This window comes from Nocardia implantans, assembly GCF_035544775.1.
GTDB classification, from domain to species: domain Bacteria; phylum Actinomycetota; class Actinomycetes; order Mycobacteriales; family Mycobacteriaceae; genus Nocardia; species Nocardia implantans.
Window position 1 is genome coordinate 30589 of record NZ_JAYKYQ010000007.1, and the last position, 19500, is coordinate 50088.

At 65.0% G+C, this 19500-nt stretch carries 16 protein-coding genes; 3 read left to right on the forward strand and 13 right to left on the reverse strand.

Features of this window, described 5'->3' with window-relative positions:
* Window positions 1-27 precede the first annotated feature (27 nt).
* The 5 genes from U3653_RS17645 to U3653_RS17665 form a co-directional block, all read right to left on the reverse strand.
* A complete protein-coding gene (locus U3653_RS17645; RefSeq protein WP_195081372.1) occupies window positions 28-225 on the reverse strand; it encodes a ferredoxin in 198 nt (65 codons plus the stop codon).
* 11 nt (window positions 226-236) lie between these two features.
* Window positions 237-1421: a cytochrome P450 gene (locus tag U3653_RS17650; protein WP_195081371.1), complete on the reverse strand. Its 1185-nt coding sequence runs from the start codon at window positions 1419-1421 to the stop codon at window positions 237-239.
* A gap of 614 nt (window positions 1422-2035) precedes the next feature.
* Window positions 2036-3715 carry an FAD-dependent oxidoreductase gene (locus U3653_RS17655; RefSeq protein WP_323124246.1) on the reverse strand — a complete coding sequence of 560 codons (1680 nt, stop codon included), beginning with the start codon at window positions 3713-3715 and terminating at the stop codon, window positions 2036-2038.
* The gene (locus U3653_RS17660) at window positions 3622-4518 is read right to left on the reverse strand and encodes an alpha/beta fold hydrolase (RefSeq protein ID WP_195081370.1); all 897 of its coding nucleotides are present in this window, start codon (window positions 4516-4518) and stop codon (window positions 3622-3624) included. The genes U3653_RS17655 and U3653_RS17660 overlap by 94 nt, the downstream gene beginning before the upstream one ends.
* Entirely contained in the window at window positions 4515-5420 is a 906-nt protein-coding gene (locus tag U3653_RS17665; RefSeq protein WP_323124247.1) for an alpha/beta fold hydrolase, read from the reverse strand. The genes U3653_RS17660 and U3653_RS17665 overlap by 4 nt, the downstream gene beginning before the upstream one ends.
* Window positions 5421-5481: 61 nt before the next feature.
* Between U3653_RS17665 and U3653_RS17670 the strand changes: the two genes are divergently transcribed.
* Window positions 5482-6192, forward strand: a complete 711-nt coding sequence (locus tag U3653_RS17670; protein WP_323124248.1) for a TetR/AcrR family transcriptional regulator — start codon at window positions 5482-5484, stop codon at window positions 6190-6192.
* Window positions 6193-6488: 296 nt separating this feature from the next.
* On the opposite strand, the gene U3653_RS17675 is transcribed toward U3653_RS17670, so the two are convergent.
* On the reverse strand, window positions 6489-7832 hold the full coding sequence (locus tag U3653_RS17675) for an amidohydrolase family protein (protein ID WP_324722396.1): 1344 nt from the start codon (window positions 7830-7832) through the stop codon (window positions 6489-6491).
* A gap of 513 nt (window positions 7833-8345) precedes the next feature.
* Entirely contained in the window at window positions 8346-8774 is a 429-nt protein-coding gene (locus tag U3653_RS17680) for a type II toxin-antitoxin system Rv0910 family toxin (RefSeq protein ID WP_195081367.1), read from the reverse strand.
* A 347-nt stretch (window positions 8775-9121) separates the two neighbouring features.
* Here U3653_RS17680 and U3653_RS17685 point away from each other — a divergent pair, with 347 nt between their 5' ends.
* On the forward strand, window positions 9122-10957 hold the full coding sequence (locus U3653_RS17685) for an acyl-CoA dehydrogenase (RefSeq protein WP_195081366.1): 1836 nt from the start codon (window positions 9122-9124) through the stop codon (window positions 10955-10957).
* A 545-nt stretch (window positions 10958-11502) separates the two neighbouring features.
* Here the strand turns inward: U3653_RS17685 and U3653_RS17690 are convergent.
* From U3653_RS17690 to U3653_RS17705, 4 genes are all read right to left on the reverse strand, one after another.
* Window positions 11503-12030 (reverse strand): CAP family protein, encoded by a 528-nt coding sequence (locus tag U3653_RS17690; protein WP_195081365.1) that lies wholly within the window; start codon window positions 12028-12030, stop codon window positions 11503-11505.
* Between the two features lie 148 nt (window positions 12031-12178).
* Window positions 12179-13093 (reverse strand): NAD(P)H-binding protein, encoded by a 915-nt coding sequence (locus U3653_RS17695; protein ID WP_324722397.1) that lies wholly within the window; start codon window positions 13091-13093, stop codon window positions 12179-12181.
* Complete coding sequence (locus U3653_RS17700) at window positions 12994-13881, reverse strand: alpha/beta hydrolase (protein ID WP_195081363.1); 888 nt, start codon at window positions 13879-13881, stop codon at window positions 12994-12996. Before U3653_RS17700 ends, U3653_RS17695 begins: the two co-directional genes overlap by 100 nt.
* Window positions 13882-13962: 81 nt before the next feature.
* Complete coding sequence (locus U3653_RS17705) at window positions 13963-14457, reverse strand: nuclear transport factor 2 family protein (RefSeq protein WP_323124249.1); 495 nt, start codon at window positions 14455-14457, stop codon at window positions 13963-13965.
* 256 nt (window positions 14458-14713) lie between these two features.
* Between U3653_RS17705 and U3653_RS17710 the strand changes: the two genes are divergently transcribed.
* Entirely contained in the window at window positions 14714-15631 is a 918-nt protein-coding gene (locus tag U3653_RS17710) for a LysR family transcriptional regulator (RefSeq protein WP_195081362.1), read from the forward strand.
* A gap of 234 nt (window positions 15632-15865) precedes the next feature.
* Here U3653_RS17710 and U3653_RS17715 read toward each other — a convergent pair whose 3' ends face one another.
* Complete coding sequence (locus U3653_RS17715) at window positions 15866-18280, reverse strand: hypothetical protein (RefSeq protein ID WP_195081361.1); 2415 nt, start codon at window positions 18278-18280, stop codon at window positions 15866-15868.
* 9 nt (window positions 18281-18289) lie between these two features.
* Window positions 18290-19471, reverse strand: coding sequence for an alpha-xenorhabdolysin family binary toxin subunit A (locus U3653_RS17720; RefSeq protein WP_195081360.1), 1182 nt, complete (start codon window positions 19469-19471; stop codon window positions 18290-18292).
* Window positions 19472-19500: the final 29 nt, after the last annotated feature.

Consider the following 19500-nt stretch of genomic DNA (forward strand, 5'->3'; position numbering starts at 1 on the left):
CATTGCCGAGATTCCAGCCGAGCGGTTTCATGACTGTTCTCGGAGGGCGGCTACCGGGCAGGAGTCGACGGCCGCTCTGGCAACCTTGACGTACTCGTCGGGAACATCGGCGCCCTCGAATCGGTAGATCAGTTGGGCGTCGTCATCGAGGGTGAATACAGCGGGGGCCTGTGCGGCGCATAGGCCATGACCTTCGCAGCGGGAGTAGTCGACGGAGATCTTCATCGCGAGTGCCTTCAGGCGGGAATCAATCGGAGGGGAAGGCTTTCGAAGCGATGGATGATGTTGTTGGTCGCCCATTCGCCTGGGCCGGCGATCTCGATGCGTGCGACGCGGTCGACCAGCGCACGCAGAACGGCTTGGGTTTCAAGCCGGGCCAGGCCCTGTCCGGCGCACCCGTGGGTGCCGTGCCCGAAGCCGAGTTGCCGGGCGGCGTCGCGGCGGATGTCGAACGTGTCCGCGTCTTTCCACTCGCATGGGTCTCGGTTGGCGGAGGCATAGATGACGACCACCCGCGCGTCTCTCGGGATCGTGGTGCCGGACACCGTCGTATCGCGAATCGCCTTGCGCGAGAAGGCTCGCAGTGGTGACTCGTACCGCACCACCTCGTTCACCGCGTTCGGGATCTTGGCCGGGTCCGCCCGCAGCATCTGCCACTGGTCGGGGTGGGTGGCGAAGAGATACAACGCGCTGGAGATGGCGCCGATCGTGGTGTCCAGCGACGGTGCGAGGTAATCGATCAGCAACGCCGGGCATTCCGAGTGTTGGACCTTGCCTTCATCGGCAGCCCGCAGGACCTCCTCCCCCGCACTACCGGGGAGGAGGTCTCGATCGCGGGCGATCCGCCGGGTGAAGCGCATCATCTCCGCACTCGCCGGGGCGGTCCGGATCGATCGGCCGTTGATCGGACCCAACGAGTCGAAGGTCGCACCGGCCCATCGCAGTAGGTGCTCGCGACCGTGTTGTGGCCAGCCGATCAGATCCGGTACGACCGACATCGGGAGGGCCGTCGCGAGTTCGACACCGTCGATCGCACCGCGCGAGACCGCGGCCTCGACCGCCGCCACTGCCTGCTGGTCGACCGTTGCCCGCATCGCGCGCAGCGCCCTGGGTGTGAGTCGGTGCGCCAGCAGGGCGCGCCGACGGCTGTGGTCCTCGCCGTCGCTGTTGAGGGTGGTGCCGCGGGCGAGGCGGTTGGCCACCGGATTCAACGCGACGCCCGCGCCGGAGACGAAGGTCTTGTCATCCAGCAGCACGGCTTTGCATTCCGCGTAACGAGGCAACGCGTAAGCACGCTGCTTCGCGAGCCACACCACCGGCCCCAGCTCGCGCAGCCGCGCATAGTGCGGATAAGGGTCGTGTATCGCCGCCCGGGAGTAGAGATCGGGCTCATAAGCCGGGGTCGCACTGCGATTACGCATCGAAACTCCTCCAAAACAGGACAGTCAGCGGACGGTGGCGACCGAGGCCGGCTCCGCCCGACGTCGTAGCCCGCCGGCCGCTGCGCTCGGCGCCGGGAATGCGTCGAGTCACCTGGATGCCGATGCACGTCGACAACCAGACCGATGCAGCCGCGGCCGCCAGGTCTGCCAACGAGCAGCGGTCAGCTCAGGCCGACTCCAGCGGCCGCCTCCCGGCCACTGAATTTCGCGCGGGACTTGGGCGCGCACAGCCCACGATCCCGTATGCCATCTCGCGCAGGTATCAGAGACGATGGGTGCTGCGCGTGCGATCCGCTGCGCTCGGTACCGGGTACAGTCTCTGGCACGGCATCGCTGGGTAGCTTTCGTCCACCTGCTGGTCGACCGCGGCCGCGCGCGCCCAACCACCTTCGGTGGACTCGCGGGCGAATGCGATGGCCGCCTCGCGCGAGGCGACGAAATGCAGGGGTGCACCCAGTCCGAAGTCCACCGCTAGATGCCACAGCATCGAGGCTCCAACGTTCGAACATCAGCCCTGGCCGAAATGATCGCCGTATCGCCGTCCTCGCACTCCCGGCTGGCAAGAGGGCGATTCCAGCGAAGGACGTTGCGAGTCATGCCTGCGTCTCCGGGGTATGCAGCGCAGAGGTAGCCGCCAACTCCGGGGTCATCGCGCTGAGGGCCTTCAGCGTCCGTGACGTCCGGTCGGTGGTGGCGATAGCGCCGATGTAGCCGTCGGGGCGGATCAACAGCAGCGTGGAGTCGCTCACGCCGTAGATCCGAGCGAAGGAATCGGTGATGTCGACAAGGGCCACATCGACCGCCGCCTGCTTCCCGCTGTCGATGGCGACTCGTCTCAGTTCCGCACCGGCCGCGGGCCAGGGTAGTGCTGCCAGGTCCGCGGCCGCCGCGGGACCGTAGGCCAGCGCGGTGAAGTGCGGACCGGAGAAAAGGTCGAACAGCCGCTGCGCTCCCCCCGTCGCATTCAGCAATCTCGCGTCCGGGGCACGGTCACCGACCTGTAGGGTCGCGGTCCGTTCGGCCTCGGCCGTTGTCAACGGTCCACCACGGTAATGCAGGCCGAGTTGGCGTTCGTCGTTGCCGCGTTTGATGGACGACGGGTCGAGTTTGGACAGCCCCTCGTATTTTTTGGTCGACAAGCCCAGTACACCGGCCGCGATAGGCTGCCGTTCGGCCTCGTAGCTGTCGAGGAGGCTGTCGGGCGCCCCCGCGAGCACTTGAGCGAGTTTCCAGCCGAGGTTGTAGGCGTCCTGCAGGCCGGTATTGAGTCCCTGCGCACCCGCCGGGGTGTGTACATGAGCGGCATCACCGACGAGGAGTATCCGTCCCGACCGATACTGCTGGGCCAGACGGATATTGGGGCGGAACACCGTCTTCCAACTGATCTGCGACAGGCGGATACGCGTGCTCCCGGTGTGGGCGCGGATTCGCGTGTTCAGGTCGTCGTCGTCGAGGGATGGCTGCTCGTCGGGCGCCAGCCGTATCATCCACTGGAACTGCTCGGAATGCGGCAGCGGGCACGCACCGACGAATCGACCACCAGGCCTGGGCCACACGTGCCAGCGGTCCCGGGAAAGGCCTTCCACCACGGCGTCGACGATGATCATCCGATCGGACTCGTCGGTCGAGCCCTCGAACGCGATACCCGAGCTCTTGCGGACCGCGCTGGCGCCGCCGTCGGCGCCGACGAGATAGCGGGCGGCGATCTCGTGCACGCCGCCGGGTCCGGCCACGGTCGCCACCACCGCATCCGGACGCTGCTCGAATCCGAGCAGCTCGCAGTCTGTTTCGACAGTTCCGCCGAGTCGCCGCAGCCCGGCGCGCAGCGCGGCGTCGGTGCGGAACTGGGGGATTAACCACGTGTTCGGATGTGGCACATCGGATGTCACCTCGTTACGCGACTGCATGTGCCAAGGGATGGTCACGGGGCCGGCATGGATGCCCAACGGTGGATAGGTGGCTCCTCCGGCGAGGATGTCGTCGAGGACGCCCAGGTCCTCGAGGACTTCCAGGCTGCGCGGCTGGATGCCTTTGGCCCGCGAACCGTCGAAAGCGTGCGCGGCCTTGTCGATGATCCGTATCGCCAGCCCGCGACGAGTCAGATCGATCGCCAAAGCGGTGCCGGCGGGCCCGGCGCCGACGACAAGAACGTCGACGAGTTCCGTATCAGGCGGTGTCGTCATCGCCGTACCCCATCCTTGACTCCGTGGACGAAAGCGGTGAACCTTTTGCTCATTTCGACGGGCTCCTCGTAGGGGACCATGTGCCCGCACGGCGAGAGAATGTGCGACTCGGTGGGAGCCAGCAACGCGCACACGTCCTCGTAACTGGTGATGGGTGTGACCTGGTCTTCGTCGCCCCACAGCAACATGCGCGGCACCGGTAGGTGTCCGGTACTCCGGTAGAGGTCGTGGCGGGCGGACAGCGGGAAATCGGCAAGCGTGGCCGCCAACGCATAGATCGAGCCTTCGAACTGGTAGCACTCCCGCACCATCGCCGTCAGCGCCGCGGATCGTTGCGGGTCGCGAACATTGTGCGAGAGGTGCCGGTCGAGCATTCTGCTGCCCAGAATTCGGGCCAGGACGGTCCCCAACCACTCGTGGCGCAGCAGCCGTGCGGCGGCAGGTTCGGGCTGTAAGCCAGCCGGGCCCGCCAAGGTCAATGTCGCCAGTCGGTCGGTCTGCTGTGCGGCGAAGGCCATGGCGACCAGCGCCCCCATCGAGGTTCCGACGAGGTGGTAGGGCTCGTGAAGTCCCAGTCGTTCGGTCAGATCGGTCAGTTGCCGCACGAACAGTGATTCGTCGTAGGCAGCTCGCACACGCTCGGAGTAACCGCGTCCGTAGGCGCTGTAGGTGAGGGTGCGAAATCCGCGCCGCAAGAGTTCGGCGGCAAGGTCGTCCCAGTAGAACAGGGGGATGGTCAGCCCACCCACGAAGACGACAGTCTCAGCTCCGATGGGTCCGGTCAGCTCGTAGTGGGTGACTCCGTCGCGGCATCGGAGGAAGTCACCGCGCAGTCCGGCGCGGCTGTTCTGGTTCAAGCGGCGGGTTTCGCCGCGGGCCACGAAGTACTTCATCGCAGGCCTTCCGTCCGCGAGGTCGGCTCCGTGGTCAAGAAGTCGAGGACCGCGCCTGCCACCCATCCCGGGTCTTCGTCGGGAAGCAGGTGCCCGCCGCCAGGGTGCACCCGTTCGCGGGAGCCCGGGATGTCACGGGTGAAATGCTGACCGTCGATCGACGCGCTGCGCAGTACCAACGTGGGCGCGGTGATGGCCGGGATCTCGGCGGTGCGGTCGATCTGGTCGGTATTGGCGAAGTCGATGAATGCCTGCTGGTTACCCGGCCGGGTCAGCATGGCGTGCACCCGGTCGACCATCGCGTCGTCCACCACCGACGACCGCGACCCCACCGCCGAGCGCAGATTGCGTGCGGTGGCCGCGCGAGACGACAAGCGCCGCAGCAGCACCCGACCGATAGGGTTCCTCGCCAGACGCAGCGCCAGCGGAAGCGATTTACCCGGATAGCCCGTGGCATTGATCAAAACCAGACGATCCACCCGTCCCGGGTAATCCAGAGCAAAGTTCCAGGCGATGTTGCCACCCAGCGAATTGCCCACCAGCGAAGCCTTCGGTACCCCCAGCGAGTCCAAGAATGTGGCGACAGTTCTGGCGAACGTTTGCACCTTGTAGTCGCGGTCTGTGCGCGGCCCTGTAAGGCCGAACCCGGGCAGGTCCAGTCGGATCACGTCGAAGGACGAGGACAACGCCGAGGCCACCTCGTCGAAGCAGTGCAGTGATGAGCCGCTGCCATGGAGCAGCAGCACGGAGGGCCCCGCACCAGCCCGCTTGTAGTGGAGCTTGTGGCCCTCGACGAGCGCGAAGCGCGAATCAGGGTCGATGTAGTCATCGACGGCTACTCGTCTACTCATAATGGCAACAGTGTTGCCTATAATCTTTCCTGGGTCAACCCCTAGCGGCAACGACGTGGCCGATATTATGGTGGTCGGATGCGCCGGTCCGCCGGTACGAGAGAATGAGGTTGTGACCGCCTCCGATTCAGATACCGCCGAGACTCCGGCACGCCGCTCCCCCGGCCGCCCACGGGTGCCGTTCGACCGCATCGTGGCCACCGCGACGCGCATCGTCGACGAGGAAGGGCCCGACGCCTTGTCGATGCGCACCCTGGCCCAACGTCTCGACACCGGCACGGCGGTGCTGTACCGGGCCGTCGCCAATCGCGCCGAGCTCATCGGCCACGTGGTCGACCGGGTGCTCGGCGAGGTGGAGATCGAGGACAACGCACCCGAGGGCGACTGGCAGCGCGCGTGCGCGGCCGCCGCCGAAGCCATGTTCTCGACCCTGCACCGGCATCGCGGTGTCGCACCCCTGCTCATCGAGCAGGTACCGACCGGCCCCAACGCGCTGATGTTGCGTGAGCGGATCCTGGCGATGTTGCTCGCCAACGACTTCTCCCCCGAACGCGCGGCTTTGGTGTACACCACCGTGGCCCGCTATGTCATCGGGTTCGCCGCCCAGCTACAGGGCCACAACACCGAAGCCAATATCGAGCCGGCCGACCTCACCGCTCTGTATCGCCGGCTCGATCCTGCGCAGTTCCCCGCAACGGTCGCCGTCGCCGACTGCCTACCCACGCAGACTTTGGAAGACGAGTTTCGCTTCGGTCTGCGATTGCTCGTCGCAGGCCTTGTGGACCTGCACGCCACAGGAAGGGACTCGACTGGCTCACACTGACGCGAGTGCTCGTTTCCGCGTTCGAACGTCAGGCCCGAGTCAGCAGTGCTCGCCGACAGATAGGCTCGGCAGCAAGCCCGCAACGACCCCCGAAGACGCCGAGAACCGCTGCGATGCCAGAGTCGACGAGGTGCGTCCATGCTCTCCGCCTCGAGATCGCGCGACGGCGGCGCCCCTGCGTCGGATCAGCGAGGCCGATTCGCGGGTACAGGCTGTCGCGCAGGGCGCATCAGCCCTGCGCGTATACGCAGCATGCCGGGCGCCCGGCCGTTCGCCGCTGGTCGTGCGAGTGCAGCCTAACGCTGGCGGCAACCGGTTAGGAGGACGTCTGCCGTGCCGGAGCGGCGCACGATACCGGCCGCCGAACGATGTAGGTGCTCGAGCACGTCCTCCACATCTACGCCGACCAGTCGGCCGCCCCGTTTGACCATCCACCCGTCGACGATGACCGTGTCGACGTTGCTTGTGTCCATCAACTGGACGATGGCGCCGGGTGCGTGGTTGATCGGGCCCGCGTTGAGCGTACGTGCGTTCAAGACGATGACGTCGGCTCGTTTGCCCGGGGTGAGCGAGCCGACGAGATGGTCGAGATGAGCCGCCTGGGCTCCGCCGAGCGTCGCCATCCGAAGGATGTCGCGGGTCGATACCGGCGACATCGCTTCCGACGCTTCATCCACCATTGGCGGGATTCCGCTTCGCTGCAGCACGTACGCCGCGCGCATCTGCGAGAAGAAGTCCACGGGCGCAATGCTGACGGCGTCCGTGCCGAAACTCACCGCAATTCCGTGGTCGAGTGCGGCTTGCAGCGCAGGCCGTCCCATCGCGAGGGACTGTTCGGCGACGGCCGAGACCGATACCTTGCCACCGGTACGCTCGATCACCCGCCACGCCGAATCCTCCAGGCCGAGGCAATGGATGTAGGTGATCCATGGCCCGAGGAGCCCTTGCGTCTCGAACTCCTCGAGTGCACGCCCCCAGTTGACATCGTTGACATGCGCGAAGACGGGCAGCTGTAGTTCCTTGGCGAGTTGGAACAGGTCTTCATCGACGTGATAGCCCAACGCCATGCGAACAAGGTCTCCATCCCCTGTAGCGACGGTCTGTTGCAGGCGATGAATGTCTTCCGGATGGGCGTACGACGGCGAGGGTTCATGGTCACCGAAACACGGCGAGAAACTGAAAACGCAACGGATGCCGGAGCGGCGGATGCCGTCCAGCGCCGCGTCGGTGTGTTCGGGAGTGTAGGAGCATTGCGAGGTATCGACGACGGTCGTGGTGCCCGCTGCCAGATTCTCCAAAGCCCCGCCGAACTCACCCCAGTACACGTCCTCGGGCGTGTACTGATGGAACAGCCCGTCGGCGCCGAAGCGTGACTGCAGGAAATAGTCGGAGTCGAGCGCATCCGACCAGTACGACCTCAAGGCGGTCTGGAACATGTGATGGTGTGAGTTCACGAACCCGGGAAGGACAATCTTCCCTTCGCACTCGACCACTGTGACGCCGTCGGCGACCAGATCCATTCCGACACTTGCAATCCTGCCGTCTTCGATGAGCACATCGGCGCGTTCGTAATCGCCGAGATCGGCATCCATGGTGAGAACGATCCCGCCACGCAACAGCAGTCGATTCCCGGTTGTCATCGCTTGTCCACCCCCCTCGCCAGATCCCAGCCGCTATTGGTAGCGCCCGAAGCCCAACGCCGACGACCAGGCGTGCCGTACGGCAAGCGGTGTAGCGATAGCGTGCGGCCGTCCAAAAGTTCTCCTTCAGTTCGCGTTACGGCAGAGCACTCGCGTGAGGCTCCACGGCCCCTCAGCCGAGTCGTGCGTCGGCCGAAGAAAGGGCGAGGCAGTTCGCGGCGGCAACGGAGGTCATCCACGCCGACCAGCGCCGGCGGGCTACCCCGACCGGACAGCTGATGCGGCGACTCGCCGACACGACACCTCGGCCTCCGGTCGTCCTCGCGAGCGCAGGCCAACTATATCGGCAACAGCGTTACCGATACAAGTACCGGCGATGAGAACAGTTCGGCGCGAACGAGGAAGTCGACCACAACCGCCGCTCACGATCGTCGAGGTCGCCCGCCCACGCAGTCCTCGCCCGAACCGGGTGGCAACTTCGCCCGGCGGCCACATCGAGGGCACCTTGCACTGCTACAAAAGCGCCTCGGCCTTCCTCAGGGACTTGTCGAGCGCGCCGACCAGCGATCGCTTGAACATGCCCCCCATCGGTCCGTCGATCATTCCCCCCTCGATATTCGCCGTCATGGCGACAGTCGTGCCCCCCGACTCGGCCCGAAGATCGACAGCCAAGGCCAGCTTGACGCCGGCCCTGGTGGTTCCGACCAGCACGAGGGAGTGCGGCTCCACGACATCCTCGACCGTCCAATCGATGGAGATCGGCATATTCATGACCATCGCAGCCGCCGTCACCGCATCACCTCTGGTGACCCGATTCGGGACGTCACTCTTCCACGCCTTGTGAATCGCCAGCCATTCACTCCAGCGGGGCAAATTGCAGAGGATCGCCCAGACCTCCTCCGGTCGCGCCCCGTATCTGGCGTTCACTTCGACAGTACGCATGCCGATCACCCTCTCCTCGGGCCGAGATTATCGGCAACATCGTTGCCGTTATGACTGTACGGTTGAGAGGGTAGCGGACACACCGTCGTCGGCGCGATGCGAGGGAGCGACAGGGTGGATGCGCGATGACCGCACCATCCACGTCCCACAGCTCAGATCACCCCACGGTCTCGGCCTGCCGGCAGTAGGACCGAGGGTCGGCCGCGCCGAGCCGGCATGTCGACGAGGCTCCGCCCTGCTGCTTGCAGACGGCCATATAGGTCACTAGTTTCATAGTCAGTTTTTTGAATACTCATAAATGCTTCTTCGGCCGTCCGGAGTCGCCCATGCGCCACGAAAGGTCCCCTATGGGTCACTACAAGAGCAACGTCCGCGACCTCGAGTTCAACATGTTCGAGGTCCTGGGTCTCGATGCAATCCTTCGATCCGGCAGCTTCGCGGGATTGGATTCGGACACGGTCCGCTCCATGCTCGTCGAGGCCACGCGACAAGCCGAGGGTCCGGTCGCCGCTTCTTTCGCCGATGCCGACCGCAATCCGCCGATCTTCGATCCGGACACGCATTCGGTCGCGCTACCGGACGCCTTCAAGAAGTCGGTGCGGACCTGGCAGGACGCGGAGTGGTTCCTCCTTGGACTGCCCGAAGAACTCGGGGGAACTCCGGCGCCGTGGATGGTGACTTGGGCGATCAACGAGCTGCTGCTCGGCGCCAATCCCGCTGTCTTCTTCTACATGCTGGGGCCCGTGATGGCCGACGTGCTGTTCCGGGTCGGTAATGACGAGCAACGACGTTGGGCGAAGATCGCGATCGATCGACGGTGGGGCGGGACTATGGTGCTCACCGAGCCGGACGCAGGCTCCGACGTCGGGGCCGGCCGCACGAAGGCGGTGAAGCAAGACGACGGCAGCTGGCACATCGAAGGCGTGAAGCGGTTCATCACCGGAGCCGAATCGGACGATCTGGCGGAGAACATCTTCCACCTCGTTCTCGCTCGGCCGGAGGGAGCGGGGCCGGGCACGAAGGGTTTGAGCTTGTTCTTCGTGCCGAAATTTCATTTCGACTCGCACACAGGCGAGCTGGGCGCCCGCAACGGAGTGTTCGTCACCGATGTCGAGCACAAGATGGGTTTGAAGGCGTCCGCCACATGCGAACTCACCTTCGGCGGCCACGGCGTTCCGGCGAAGGGCTGGCTGGTCGGTGACGTACACGACGGGATCGCCCAGATGTTCAAAGTGATCGAGAACGCGCGAATGTCGGTGGGAACGAAGGCGATCGCTACATTGTCCACCGGCTATCTCAACGCGCTCGAGTACGCGAAAAGCCGAGTGCAAGGCCCTGACTTGACCCAGATGACCGACAAGACCGCCCCGCGCGTGGCGATCCTCCGCCATCCCGACGTACGTCGCGGCTTGATGATGCAGAAGGCGTACGCCGAGGGGCTACGCGCTGTTTACATGTATGCCGCCGCACACCAAGACCCCGCCAGCGCCGCGCAGGTGTCCGGCGTCGGCACCGACCTTGCTCGCCGGGTCAACGATCTGCTGCTGCCAGTCGTCAAAGGCGTCGGCTCCGAACGTGCGTACCAGCTTCTGACCGACTCGCTGCAGACTTTCGGCGGTTCCGGTTTCCTGCAGGACTACCCGATCGAACAGTACATCCGCGACTCCAAGATCGACTCGTTGTACGAGGGCACCACCGCTATACAGTCCCTGGATTTCTTCTTCCGCAAGATCGCACGCGACCAGGGCGTCGCCATGACTTATCTGCTGGGCGGGATCTCCGACTTCCTCGAACGGGACAACGGTGACGCACGCCTGAGCGATCTGCGCATTGTCCTGGCAACAGCACTCGGTGACGTACAGGCTATGAACCAAACCCTGTTCGGCTACCTGATGGCCGCCCAGGAACAGCCGAGCGAGCTGTACAAGATCGGACTGGCGTCGGTGCGCTTCTTGATGGCATTCGGCGACCTCATGATCGGATGGCGACTGCTGGAGCAAGCCGAAGTCGCGCTCGCCGCTCTCTCTGGCGAACCATCCTCCAAGGATCGCGACTTCTACGAGGGCAAAGTGGCGGTTGCCGACTTCTTCGCCAGAACTGTCCTGCCGGATCTGACCTCCGCGAGGCGATTCGTGGCATCTGTGACGGCAACGCTGATGGACCTGTCCGACGGCGCCTTCTGAGACCAGACGAAGACGATCCCCCTTCGGTCGAACCACCAAGGTTCGCAATCGCGATCTGATACGGGCCGATCCGTTCGGCCTACTCCGATCTCCTGTCTGCCGCGGCCGTTCCCCCTACCGTGCGCCCGCTGATCGCCGGTCGCGACCCGTGCGATACGGCATTTCCAGGTAGTCGCCGGTCTCGGGGTGCAGCGCCCAGATCCGGGAGATTGCACGGGGATCGCGGCGCGGCACGAACCGGGCCAGCGGCTGGCGGCGGGGATCAACGCACGCACATCCGCGTAGTACTGCACGTGGTCGACGGTGAACCCGCTGCGCGACAAGCTCCGGCGGATCACCGGCAGGAAGTCGACCAGGAACGCCGTCTCGTTTGTTCGGGGCCGACGCCCGCCACTGCTCTCCACCTGCCGGCAACGCCACGGAGCCACCCTCACCGAGACCAAGTGCGACCTCGGCCACCGTCGAGACAGCGGCGCGCAGGGGTCGGGGAGCATCCACCAGAGCAGTCACGCTATGGCCGAGGGAGCGCCGTGGACAGGCTCGGCTCAGCGCGGGCGCACCACGTTCTGGGGGAACTGCCCCTGCACGTTGCCGGGCGGGTTGTAGAGGGCGACGACGGCAGTCCAGCCGCCCTCTGAGGCGTACCCGATACCGAGTCGGGTGCTGGCCTTCCACACGACCTGCGTGAAATGCCCGGTCCGCATGCTGAATCCGGGGTTGTTGAAGTCGTATTCTTTGATCTCGTCGTACCACATCTTCGTGCCCATCTGGACAAGGGAGACGGCGTCGTAGGTGCTCTGCCCTCCGACGAGGTTCTCCCCGGCTCCGTTCTTGTAGGGGCAGCTGTGGTCGATCGTGCGTTTTTGGGCGTAGTACTTCGCGCATTGGTCGGCCAGGTTGTTCAGGTTCTGGGTCAAGGTCATGGCCGGGGAACCGTGCTTGGCCCGGTACTGGTTGTGCAGGGTGAGCCCGGTCTGCGCGTAATTGCTCTGCCCGGCGGCCGGCCCGCCGCCGGCGACGAACGCGGCGAGCATCACCGCGGCAACAACCGATACCAACCGACCGACACGCATGACGACCTCCCGAGGCAGAGTGGGCACAACAGAAGCGAACCACGCAGACCCTGAAACTCCCACAGACCGTGGAAGTTTGGGGATCAGGTGAGCCTACCGGGTCGCGCTGTGAGCGTGATCTGCTCAGAAGTCTCATGGCGCGCAGGATTCAGCGGAAGTCGTTTGCGTGAGCCACTGCCCATTGATGAAAGGTGCGAGGGGGATGGCCTGTCACTTCATCGACCGTGGGATAGATCTGGGACTCGTCGAGCGTCCGGTCACTGTAGAAGCTGAAGAAGGCGTGGACGTATTCCTCCGGCATGTGTGCGCTCATGTCGGCACGGGCCTGCTCGTCGGTGAGCGGATGGAAGCGCAGATCGCGCCCGAGCACCTGCGCGAGAACCGCCAGCCGCTCGGCCGGCAAAAGCCGTTGCGGGCCGCTCAGCTTGTGAATGCGTTCCTCGTGTCCGGAATCGAGCAGTGCCCGCACCGCGACGGCCGCGATGTCGTAGGGGTCGACGGAGGCGATGGGCACCTCAGCGAAGCCATCTCGCACGTCGTCACCGGACCGCAGTTGGGGCAGCCAGCGCAGTGCGTTGGACATGAAGGCGTTGGGACGCAAGAAAGTCCAGGCCAGACCGGACTCCCGCACGGCGGTTTCGGAGCGGATCATGAACTCGGAGACAGCGTTTCGGGTGTCGGTGGCGACCGTGGCCAGACTCGACAGCAACACGACCCGTTTCACTCCTGCCGACCGCATTGTGGCGAGCAGGCCCGGCATGTCGCGGTAGCCGGGCAGGAGGAACACCGCATCGACACCGTCGACGGCGGCGGCGAGCGAGGTCGGCTCGTTCAAATCGCCGACGGCCTGCTCGACCGGCAGGTCGGTCTGCTCGCGTACCAGCGCGCGGACCGGTTGCTGTTCACGGAGGAGTGCTTGGACGACTTCGCCGCCGACGTTTCCGGTGGCGCCTGTGACGAGAATCAACGAAGGGTCCTTCCGAAGTGTGCGGCGGCGGTGTCTGTGGCCAGCGTGACTTGGGGGTCTTGGTCGTAGAAGTCGAACTGGCTGCCCTGGGTCCACAGGATGTCCTTGCGGCCGGCGAGTCCGGCGTGGAAGCGGCGGGCGCCGTCGGGGATCGCGGCGTCCTCGCTGTGCACGAGCAGGGTGGGTTGGGTGATCTGGGGTGCCAACGCGATGGAGTCGAAGGTGAGCCAGTCCCGCCAGGCGAGGACAGCGAAGCGGTTGGGCCAGGCGGCGATTCCGCCGCGAGCCGGGTTGAGGTAGAAGTCGATGTCGTAGGGCATGGCTGCGCGTGGGTCGGTCGTGCTGACCACGGGGACGTAGTCGATCTCGCCGGTCTCCTTGAAGCGCGCCCGGGCCTGTTCGGCGATCTGGATCTTCTCGGCGACGGCGTCCGCGCCACCGTAGACGGCCTCGCAGATGGCCGCGTCGTGCAGCCACGGTGCGATCAGGGCGAGCGATCCGATACGCGGGTCGCGGGCGGCGTTGCCTGCCATGTACATCGCGGCCGCGCAGATTCCCAGCGCTCCCAGACGGTGGGAGTCGATCGACGGCTGTGCGGCCAGGAATGTCGTGGCGTGGTGGATGTCGTCGATCTTGCGGGCCGGGTTCTCCACCTCGCGCGGCGTGCCACTGGATTCGCCGAAGCCGGTGAAGTCGAACGACAGCGCGGCGTACCCGCGGTCGGCGAGGTGTTCGGCGTAGCGGTCGGCCATGAGCTCTTTGACGCTGGTCCAGGTCCCAGCCACGACGATTCCGGGGACTGGGTCGTCGCTGTCGGGGAGGAACAATGTGCCGATGAGGGTGGCATCCCCGCTGGGGAAGCTGACCTTGTGTCGAGTCGTCAAGAAATGCCTTTCAGGCGAACAAGGACGCAGCGCACGGTCGCGCGCGGACGTCGGTTGCTATCGAGGTTGCACCTCTGCCGGTCAGTGTGTGGATCGGCTGGAGGCACGTTCCATCAGCTTTTCGTTGCCGTCACCCCAGCGTGCGTGCATCACCACGCCGGTGATCCGCCAGTTGTCGCCGACACGTCGCAGGTCGAATCGGTACGTGCCGCCGAGCGTCCACAACGAGTCGCCGTATTCGGTGGCCAAACGGTGCGTGGCCTGGAACTGCGCAGTGCACACCGCGGTGTCATCGATGATGCTGACCAGCGAGTTGCCGAGTAGGTGCTGAGTGGAGTCGAAGCCGCCGAGTACCCGAGACCAGCCTTCGACGATCTGTTCCGGTGAGAGCGTCGAGGGTTCCCCGCCGTTGAGGCTCGTGTAGTCCAGATGCACCTCATCGGCGAACACAGTCTCGAGCAGATCCCACTCACGGTGGTCGGTGTGCCAGGCCATCCGCGTGCACAGGTCCATCACGGCCTGGCGATCGGCCAGCCGCCGCATCTCTGCCCCGACGGATTCGTCGATCATGCTCATCGTGCGACTCCTGTCGGCCGCACACCTGCGGTTGGCGGAGCAGCAGCCTTCACCGGTCTATGGTCATTCCGAATACTTCTCATCCTGTTCTTTCCGACTCGTCTCGGGCAGGTCGGGCCTTGGGCGGACGCCCATGCTGCCGGCTCGAAGGTGTGGCGCTGCCCCACGAAGATCTTGGCGACACCGGCGCCGAGAAGGAAACAGCGATCTCCTGTGACGGCGCACAACGAATCGTTGTGACAGCTAGGGTGATGCCGTGAGCGAGCTCGATCTTCGGCATCTGCGTTCGTTTCTGGCCGTGGCGCAGGAGCGGTCCATCACACGCGCCGGAGTGGCGCTGCACCTGACACAGCAAGCGGTGTCGACGCATGTGCAACAGCTGGAACGTTCGCTGGGGGTGTCGTTGTTGGTGCGCACCTCACGGGGGGTTCTCCTCACTCCAGCCGGTGAGGAACTCGCGCTCGGCGCGGCGGCGGTCGTCGACGACCTCAGCCGCCTGGTTCAACGAGTGCGCGCAGTCGCCGACGCCCAAACCGGCACTCTCCGTCTGGCCTGCTGCCCAGCAGCTACCGCGCTGTTCGCTGTCGCCGTGGCCGATGCGCTCGAGTCCATGGTTCCCGGGTTGCGGGTGACGTTGAGCAGTGCCCAACACCCCAAGCACGAACTCGAACTACTGCAGACCGGTCGCGCCGACGCGGCTTTCATGTGGTTGCCGATCGCCGACGTCGGTCTGCACCACGCGACGGTGCGCCGAGATCCCCGAACTGTGGCGCTGTCGCCGCGGCATGCTCTGGCACACCGCACGAGCGTGACGCTCGCCGACATCGCCGAGGATCCTGTCCTGCGTCCGGACATCCTCACCTCCGAACAGGCACAACGGTTCTGGACCGCCGACCCGAGACCCGACGGCCGCTCAGCTCCCCTCGGCCCGGTTGTGCCCACCGTCGAAGACTGCCTGCTCGAGGTCGGCCGTAACCGCGGTATCTGGATCGCGCCCCAGCCGCTCGGCGCCGCGATGCCCATCGGCGACCTGCGCTGGGTCCAGCTCACCGACGCCGAACCCTTCGACCTGGCTGTCGTATGGAACGATCAGGCACCCGAGCCCCTGATCACGCGGCTGATAGCCGAGGTCCGTGCCGCCATCGGTAACGATCGGCGACAGGATGCCGCATAGGCCGGGCTTTACTTACGCGCCAAAGTTGGAAGCCTGAATCGGAGTCCAGCGGGAACGCGGAATCGGTGGCGAGCAGATAGAAGTCCTCGTCGTTGGCGATGAATCCGTGACCGGTGAAGGGATTCACAGCGTCGCCTTCAGCTCGTCCGCCTGCCGGAACGCGGCATCAGTAGGTGCGCGGCCACGGCCGGGCGCTGGCCCAGTTCAGCCGGATCGGGTCCGTCAGTTCGTTCGTCAGGCGTCATGGATTATCGAACCGGAGAACTGCATGGTGATCGAGGTGGCGTTCGTCAGGTCGATTGTCGAGGGGTTGATCGTGATGTTCCATCCGGCGAACGGGGTCGGTTCGAAGTAGGCGTAGCTCACTTCGTGGTCGAGGGCTCCGTCGACTTCGACGTAGCCGTAGGTGCCGTCGTCGAAGGTCCAGTCCGGTGGTCCGTTCTGCTTTGGGGATACCCGGTATTCGAAGTCGAGGTCCAGCGGTTTGGAGGTGAACTGGTAGATCCTTCCCCGGTAGCGGTCGAGATAGTTGCCCTGGGTGCTGATCTGTAGGTTGACCGAGGTGCCGTTGCGAAGTATGGCGTTTTCCACCCACACACGGACCCGGGTGAGCCGGACCCTGCCGAAACCAGCGAACTGGTCGGTGTCCAGTGATACCTCGAATCGGGCGGTTCCTGATTTCTTGAATTGCGCGAGAACGTCGGGGGCGTTTGTGTTGTCGATGGTGTATCGCTTGTCGGTGAGGATCTGCGGTGGCGGGGAGAAGTGTTCCAGGGCCGTCGCGGAGTCCATGGTGATGCTGGTGAGGTTCGTCAGCCCGGCGTCGAGTTCGCCGACGTTGTCGAGAATGCGTGGGCGCACTACCGAGGGTGCGAGAGCCCAGTAGAAGTACGACGCACGGTAGCCCTGCAGGGCGGTGAACAGCGAGCTCTTGGTGTCGAGGTAGCGCAGGTACAGTTGTTGCATCAGAGCTGCGAGGGGCGCCTCGCCCCGGACCAGGGAGTCCACGTACTGCTGCAGTTGCTGCTGTTCCTGTTCGGCCAACTGTTTTTGCAGGCTGACCGCGGCGTACTGCTGGCCGGCCGCGACGGCGGCCGTTTGGGCGGCGGCCAATTCCTGCCCGTGGATGGCGACGGCATCGACGGCGAGTTCGAGCTCGCGGGCGTAGCGGATGCCTTTCTCGACCGGGTCGGCGAGCATGGCGTCGGTGTTTTGCTGGTAGATCCGCCACTGGTAGGTCGCGGTGAGATCCGCCCCGCCGGTGTCGAGGTTCATGTCCCGTAGCTTGGCGGCGTATTCCTCGGCGTCGCGGAAGTTTTCGACGGCGTCGACGATCTCCTTCGACAGGTCATAGACCTTCTTCAGCGCCTCCGCGATCTTTTTGAGCTGGTCCATGCAGTCTTTGAGCCCTTTGGCCAAGTTCGCGAGTTGGCTGCCGGCTTCGGCGGCGGCTTCGACCGCCTCCGCTCCCTCGATCGCGCTGCCCGCCGCGGCGGCGCCCGCGGCGGGGTCGCCCACGAACATGGCGCCGATCCCGACGCCGAAAGTGATGACCGCGGTACTGAGGTCGATGATCGCTTTGAGGATCTGTGCGCGCTTCCATTCGGGTACGCCGATTTCCTCGAAATCGATCTGGGTCTCCTGGGCGATGTCTTGGGCCGCCGTGAGCCGTTGCTGTGCCGCGGCGACCGCGGCGCTGGCGTTGTCGAAGTTGCTTTTCGCCTGGGCGAGTAGCTGAGTGGTGTACTGGGTCTCGTAGGTCTTGTTCGCCAGCAGTGTCTTGGCGAGCTGGATGAAGTTGTCGGTGACGACGGTCTGGGTGCTGAGGGCCTGGTAGTCGGCCTCGTACTGTTTGGCTTCGGCCACGAACGCCTGCGCGAGCTCGGTGTAGACCTGCCGACTCAGATACGGGACGAAGATCGTGCCATCGGATTCGGCGTTCATCTGCGCGGCCAGCAACGTCGCCAGTGACGAGCTGCGCAGGAGCACGCCCAGCAGTTCGACGTTGTAGCCCGACCAGTTCTTCAGCCAGGTCAGCTGGCGTAGCGCCAGGTCCGGGTGGGTGTCGTAGAGCAGCGAGGCGAACAGGAACTCGGTGCGCAGCGCCTGTTGGAAGTATTCCGGGGCAGACAGGGCCGCGACTCCGTGGGCCCGGTCCAGCGGGCTTTGGACCGGACCACTGCCCTCGACATACTTGATCAGCACGCCCCCGGACGGCGGTGGTGCATCGATGACCGGTAGAGCGACGGTCTGCTGGGAGGCGACCACGGCCTGCCCCTGTACGCTGCCTGCCAGCTCGTCGCAGAAGAGCACGAATCGGGCACCGTGGTCGTTTTGGTAGTCGAGGGTCACGGTGAACGGCTCGTCGCTCTGTATCCGTCGCGCCTGGATCCATAGAACAGTTTGCTGGAGCTGCCACGAGATCCCGGCGGGCACGTTCACGACGTCGGCTACCAGCGTCACCAGCACCGGATCGAAACCCGAGTTGCGCAACGTGGCTTGTACCTCGCCCAGATCGAGATACATGGCCCGGAGTACCGCGGAGGTCGCATCGATCACGGTGGCCGAGGCGCAGGGCACGTTGCCCTGCGCCTCGATGTCACCGTAGAGCGTGCGCCAATCGTAGGACTGCGCCGCAACGACATTCATGGCGCGCTCCTACACACCCGCGAGGACGCAGTTCGGCGTGAGGAGGGTATCCAGCCGCCATGCCTCCACCGTCCACTGATCCAAACTGGTGCGCTGCTGTTCGGTGACGTAGGCATTCACCCGGAAGCTGTCGGCCTCACTGGCCACCGCCGCCCACTTCCGGATAGCCGCGTCGACGCCCAAGTCCATGATGATCGGCGGGACCTGCTCGATGTTCTTGTCGATCATCGTCCGGATCGTCTCGAGGTCGCTCGAGATGGCCCCCCAGACGCCCTCGATCTTCTGGATCACCGGGAGCACCGCGGTGAGGTCCTGCCCGATCGTCGTAGAGCTGTCCTTAGCGGATTCGACGGCATGCATCAGGTTCGCGTAGGCCGCGTACTTGGACTCCAGCGAATTGATCAGTGCCTTGGCCGCGTCGATCTTGTGGAGGGCCTCGATGGCGCGACTGCCGTACACGCCGGCCACGACCGATGCGGCGATGAAACCGGGCAGTCCCAACCACGCGTAGGTCGGCGTTGTCGCCGCCACCACGACATCGTGGTTGTACTCGTCGTTCGCGGCCTTCAGCACGGCCTTCGCGTCGGCGATCTGCTTGGTGATCTCGGCGACGTCCTTACTGGCTTCACCGTACTTGTCGGTGTAGTACGCGACGAGGCCGCCGTCACCGCCCTGGCCCACCATCGTCGTCTTGTCCGTCTCGGTGTCCTTGGCGAACTGATGGATTTGGGCGGTGACCGCGGTCGCTTTCTGCACCCGCGTGTCAGCGTCTTTCTTCAACACGTCCAGAATCGCCTTGAGCTTGTCCTTCGCCTGCTGGTCGTTCGGGTTGTCCGTCAGCTTTTGCGCAAGGTCCTTGATGGGCGGGTAATAGATGGGCGCTTTGTTCGAACCGTAGTCGTTGATGTCGCTGGCCAGGCTGATCGTGGCGGGATAAATCGACTCACGCCACGTCGTGACGTGCTTGTTGATCTCCTGGTAGGCGTCGATCAGCTTGGTGAAGTCCGACAGGTCGCTGGGCGCGCCCGAGCCCAAGTTGTTGCGGAACTGGGTCTGGGTTGTCGGCAGGACGAGGGCCTCTTGGACGTAAGCCTGGATTCTGATCCACTCGGCCCGGCTCAGCGTGAACGCCGGCCCGCCTTGCTCACCCGGTTCTGCCAGTTCCCGGGGCCCGATATTCAAGTCGGTCATCGGAAGATCTCCTTCAGGTGGATGCGGTG

What these genes read in the sequence shown, in the direction of transcription:
- U3653_RS17645 (WP_195081372.1), bottom strand. Translation starts at nt 225, where the DNA reads ATGAAGATCTCCGTCGACTACTCCCGCTGCGAAGGTCATGGCCTATGC.
- U3653_RS17650 (WP_195081371.1), bottom strand. Translation starts at nt 1,421, where the DNA reads ATGCGTAATCGCAGTGCGACCCCGGCTTATGAGCCCGATCTCTACTCC.
- U3653_RS17660 (WP_195081370.1), bottom strand. Translation starts at nt 4,518, where the DNA reads ATGAAGTACTTCGTGGCCCGCGGCGAAACCCGCCGCTTGAACCAGAAC.
- U3653_RS17675 (WP_324722396.1), bottom strand. Translation starts at nt 7,832, where the DNA reads ATGACAACCGGGAATCGACTGCTGTTGCGTGGCGGGATCGTTCTCACC.
- U3653_RS17680 (WP_195081367.1), bottom strand. Translation starts at nt 8,774, where the DNA reads ATGCGTACTGTCGAAGTGAACGCCAGATACGGGGCGCGACCGGAGGAG.
- U3653_RS17685 (WP_195081366.1), top strand. Translation starts at nt 9,122, where the DNA reads ATGGGTCACTACAAGAGCAACGTCCGCGACCTCGAGTTCAACATGTTC.
- U3653_RS17690 (WP_195081365.1), bottom strand. Translation starts at nt 12,030, where the DNA reads ATGCGTGTCGGTCGGTTGGTATCGGTTGTTGCCGCGGTGATGCTCGCC.
- U3653_RS17705 (WP_323124249.1), bottom strand. Translation starts at nt 14,457, where the DNA reads ATGAGCATGATCGACGAATCCGTCGGGGCAGAGATGCGGCGGCTGGCC.
- U3653_RS17715 (WP_195081361.1), bottom strand. Translation starts at nt 18,280, where the DNA reads ATGAATGTCGTTGCGGCGCAGTCCTACGATTGGCGCACGCTCTACGGT.
- U3653_RS17720 (WP_195081360.1), bottom strand. Translation starts at nt 19,471, where the DNA reads ATGACCGACTTGAATATCGGGCCCCGGGAACTGGCAGAACCGGGTGAG.